Here is a 3,193-nt window from a genome sequence, read left to right as displayed (position 1 = left end):
GGGTGCGACCGTGGCCGACCTCGAGGTCGCTCTCGAGGACGTGGACCGTGGGCGGCCCGTCGTGGTCTACTGCGCCGTCGGCGTGCGGGCGGCGACGATCGGGCAGCGGCTCGGCGAGATCGGGTTCGACAGGGTGGAGGCCCTCGAAGGCTCCATCTTTCGGTGGGCCAACGAAGGACGCGCCCTCGAGGGCGAGGGCGGCCCGGCCTCGACGGTCCACCCGTACAACGCCGCGTGGGGAAAGCTGCTCGACCCGTCCGTCCGAGAAAGGTTGTAGTGGACGCTCCAGCGTTCCCTCGGCTCAAGGTCTGTTGCATCGCCTCGGTCGAGGAGGCTCAGATCGCGGTTCGGCTCGGTGCGAGCGCCATCGGGTTGGTCGGGCCGATGCCGAGTGGTCCGGGCGTGATCTCGACCTCGAGGGCGCGCGAGATCGCGAGGTCGTTGCCGCCACCGGTCATGTCAGTGTTGCTGACGAGCGAGACCTCGGCGGAGGAGATCGCCGGCCAGGCTGACGCCGCGGGTGTGCAGGCGGTCCAGATCGTGGACCACGTCGAGGCCGGCGTCTTCGGGCGATTGCGCGAGCTACTGCCAGGCCGGTCGCTGTGGCCCGTCGTTCACGTGACAGGGGAGGAATCCGTCCTCGAGGCCGAGGCGGTCGCGGCCTATGCGGATGCAGTGTTGCTCGACTCGGGGAATCCGGCGGCAGAGGTGAAGGAGCTCGGCGGAACGGGGCGCGTCCACGACTGGAGCGTCAGCCGGGTGATCCGCGAGCGATTGGAGATTCCCGTTTTGCTAGCGGGCGGCTTGCGTGCGGCGAACGTCGCCGACGCCCTCGAGGCCGTCGGGCCGTTCGCGCTCGACGTGTGCAGCGGCGTGCGGACGGACGGCGACCTCGATGCGGCGAAGCTCGAGCAGGTTGTTAGAGCGGCGGGAGTCCGTTGAAGCGAGTGGAGACGATCCCTACCACTACTCCGCGCCATGGACGATGCGTCCTCGAGGACGAGACGGCGATGAACTAACGGGCCGGGTCGCCTCCGCGCACGCGGGAATCCATTCGGCGCAGCGTCCGCCCTCGAGGTCGTGTACTCCGCTGAGCTCCGGCCGACGCCGTTGCATGCAGCGGCGCTACGGGGGAGGACCGAGATCGCACCGTCCTCGAGGACGAGAGATGGTGTGGCCCTGTTTACCAGCCGCTGCGCGCGCCCTGGACCGCGTCGGCCAGCTTCCCCGCCGTGACCTCGCCGTAGCTGAACGCGGTCGCGAGCAGGCCATTCCGGTTGAAGACCCAGGTCGTCGGGATCCAGGTGACGGGCAGGCCGACCAGCGTCATCCGGCGGTCGGCCTTCTCGGGCTTCGGGCCGGGAACTACGATCTCGTCGACCTCGACGCCGTATTCCTCGAGGACGCTGCCGCCGCTCTCACCCTCGTTCCAGACGGTGACGAAGGTGACGGAGTCGGCGCCCAGACGGTGCGCGTCCGCCCAAACGGGGTGGAGCTCGTGGAGCGAGTTGTCGCACCACGGCGCCCAAACGTGGACGACGTGGACGCCGCCGTCCTCGAGGACGGAGCGCAGGTGGGCGTCGGGATCAGTCATGGTACCAGTCGCTGCGGGCGGACTCGAGGAGCGTGCGCAGGAGGTCGGCGGAGACCTCGCCGTAGTTGAACGCGGCGGCCAGCTTGCCCTCGCGGTTGAACACCCAGGTCGTCGGCGTCCAGCTCAGCGGCAGGTCGAGGAACGTCGTGCGTCTCAGGTCGCGGTTGGCGCTCGGGCCGCGGTCGGGCTGGGCGAAGACCCGGACGTTGTCGCCGGCCTCGATGCCGTAGCGCGCCAAACGGTCGGCGCCATCGCGGCCGTCGTTCCAGATGGTGACGAAGGAGAACGACACGTCGGGGTTGTCCTCGATGACTTGGTACCAGCCACTCTCGAGGACGGCGCGCGAGTTGCCGCACCAGCTCGCCCACAGGTGGACGACATGGATGCCGGGCTCGGCGACGATGGCCCGGACAGCGCGCTCCGTCGCTGTCTCGTCCTCGAGGTCGGCCGGCTGGGCATCATCGAGGAGTACCGGCCGGGATATCGTGGCTGGAGCTTCGACCTGGGCGCTGGCGACGACCGAGGTCGCGAGGAGAAGGAAGAGAAGTCGCATCTGCATCTGGGGCTTGGGTTCAAGCTAGGCGCCGCCGACGACGACGACGATCTCTCCTCGAACCTTCGGCTGGGCGCCGTAGTGTGCGCCGAGCTCTCGGAGCGTTCCGCGCCGGACCTCCTCGTGCATCTTCGAGATCTCCCTCGCTACGGCGGCCGGACGCTCCGGGTCGAGGTGCTCGGCGAGTTGCCCGAGCAGCTTGACCAGTCGGTGCGGGCTCTCGTAGAGCACGATGGTCCGCGTCTCGTCCTCGAGGCCGCGCAGCCGCGTCTGGCGCCCCTTCTTGTGGGGCAGGAAGCCCTCGAACACGAACCGGTCCGTGGGCAAGCCGCTCGCCACCAGGGCTGGGACGAACGCCGTCGCGCCGGGCAACGCCTCGACCCGGATGCCGGCCTCCGCTGCGGCGCGGACGAGCAGAAACCCCGGATCCGAGATCGCCGGCGTCCCCGCGTCGGAGATCAGCGCGACCGTCTCGCCGGCCTCCATCCGCTCGACGAGCTGCGTTACGCGCCCGTGCTCGTTGTGGACGTGGAAGCTCATGCGCGGCGTGTCGATCCCGTAGTGGGAGAACAGCCGACCGGACGTCCGGGTGTCCTCGCACGCGACGACGTCGGCCTCCTTGAGAATGCGCAGCGCGCGAAACGTCAGGTCTTCGAGGTTGCCGACAGGCGTGGGGACGAGGACGAGCATGGAGAGGGGAGGAGTCGCCCTCGAGGATAGTCGCGTCCTCGAGGTCGGTACCGCCACGGCGGGTTCACGAGGTCCGTCCTCGAGGACGCTGCCGCATTACGCGCGCCGCTTGAACCGGCCGGCGAGCGCCTGGATCGGGTCGCGCCACGCCGGATCGCGGTTCTCTCGAGCGACCAGGTAGATGCCGAGCGCGCCCACGATCACGTTCGCGGCCCACATGCCGAGCCAAGGAGGCAGCAGGCCACGGTCCGCCAGCTTTTCGCCCTGGACGAGCGTGATCCAGTAGAACAGGAACACGAAAACGGCCAGCGTCGCGACCAACCCAACGCCCGCTCGGGGCACGGCCAGCCCCAGCG

At 69.4% G+C, this 3,193-nt stretch carries 6 protein-coding genes; 2 read left to right on the top strand and 4 right to left on the bottom strand.

The genetic code is table 11. The features are described 5' to 3' along the window. Together WBA11_RS05105 and WBA11_RS05100 are read left to right on the top strand one after the other, a co-directional pair. Positions 1-277: rhodanese-like domain-containing protein (locus WBA11_RS05105; RefSeq protein WP_424519639.1), on the top strand; the 277-nt coding region annotated here is incomplete at its 5' end. Next, positions 163-942 (top strand): phosphoribosylanthranilate isomerase, encoded by a 780-nt coding sequence (locus WBA11_RS05100; RefSeq protein ID WP_424519638.1) that lies wholly within the window; start codon positions 163-165, stop codon positions 940-942. The genes WBA11_RS05105 and WBA11_RS05100, both read left to right, overlap by 115 nt. Before the next feature lie 241 nt (positions 943-1,183). Here WBA11_RS05100 and WBA11_RS05095 read toward each other — a convergent pair whose 3' ends face one another. The 4 genes from WBA11_RS05095 to WBA11_RS05080 all read right to left on the bottom strand — a co-directional run. Beyond that, on the bottom strand, positions 1,184-1,594 hold the full coding sequence (locus WBA11_RS05095) for a TlpA family protein disulfide reductase (protein ID WP_424519637.1): 411 nt from the start codon (positions 1,592-1,594) through the stop codon (positions 1,184-1,186). After that, on the bottom strand, positions 1,587-2,147 hold the full coding sequence (locus WBA11_RS05090; protein ID WP_424519636.1) for a TlpA family protein disulfide reductase: 561 nt from the start codon (positions 2,145-2,147) through the stop codon (positions 1,587-1,589). The genes WBA11_RS05095 and WBA11_RS05090 overlap by 8 nt, the downstream gene beginning before the upstream one ends. 24 nt (positions 2,148-2,171) lie before the next feature. After that, positions 2,172-2,837 carry a 16S rRNA (cytidine(1402)-2'-O)-methyltransferase gene (rsmI, locus tag WBA11_RS05085; RefSeq protein WP_424519635.1) on the bottom strand — a complete coding sequence of 222 codons (666 nt, stop codon included), beginning with the start codon at positions 2,835-2,837 and terminating at the stop codon, positions 2,172-2,174. A 96-nt stretch (positions 2,838-2,933) separates the two neighbouring features. After that, positions 2,934-3,193: LptF/LptG family permease (locus tag WBA11_RS05080; RefSeq protein ID WP_424519634.1), on the bottom strand; the 260-nt coding region annotated here is incomplete at its 5' end.

The sequence above is a fragment of the Rubrivirga sp. genome (assembly GCF_049648075.1).
In the GTDB taxonomy this organism is placed as follows: Bacteria; Bacteroidota; Rhodothermia; order Rhodothermales; family Rubricoccaceae; genus Rubrivirga.
The sequence above is the reverse complement of the archived record's forward strand: the minus strand, read 5'-3'. Positions and strand labels throughout refer to the sequence as shown.

Excerpts from the sequence above, each read along its gene's own strand:
- WBA11_RS05095 (WP_424519637.1), bottom strand. The coding sequence starts at position 1,594 with ATGACTGATCCCGACGCCCACCTGCGCTCCGTCCTCGAGGACGGCGGC.
- WBA11_RS05090 (WP_424519636.1), bottom strand. The coding sequence starts at position 2,147 with ATGCGACTTCTCTTCCTTCTCCTCGCGACCTCGGTCGTCGCCAGCGCC.
- rsmI (WP_424519635.1), bottom strand. The coding sequence starts at position 2,837 with ATGCTCGTCCTCGTCCCCACGCCTGTCGGCAACCTCGAAGACCTGACG.